Raw genomic sequence first — 298 nt, 5'->3', positions numbered from 1 at the left:
ATTCCCGGAAGCGCTAGAGTAATAAACAATCATTAACCCAACGCGCTGATCATGTCAGGTCTAAAACCGGACCAATGGCGGTCATTGGCGACAACCACGGGAGCTTGTCGATAACCCATTGATTGAACCCTTTCCATTGCGATTTCGTCGCACGTTAAATCAACAACTGTATGCTCAATACCTTTGCTCTGTAACGCCTTAACCGTTGCTGTGCATTGCACACACTGTGGCTTGGAATAAACGATGACATCCATATTATACAACCTCAACCAAATCTTAATGATAATCATTATTAATA

General features: G+C 42.6%; 1 protein-coding gene. It reads right to left on the bottom strand.

The window, feature by feature from the left end; translation table 11 throughout:
- Positions 1–32 precede the first annotated feature (32 nt).
- Positions 33–254 (bottom strand): glutaredoxin-like protein NrdH, encoded by a 222-nt coding sequence (nrdH, locus tag AB4653_RS26315; protein WP_009847124.1) that lies wholly within the window; start codon positions 252–254, stop codon positions 33–35.
- Between the last annotated feature and the right edge of the window lie 44 nt (positions 255–298).

It is taken from the genome of Vibrio sp. 10N.222.48.A3 (assembly GCF_041475345.1).
Lineage (GTDB): Bacteria > Pseudomonadota > Gammaproteobacteria > Enterobacterales > Vibrionaceae > Vibrio > Vibrio tasmaniensis_A.
This window is presented reverse-complemented; position numbering and strand designations above follow the sequence as displayed.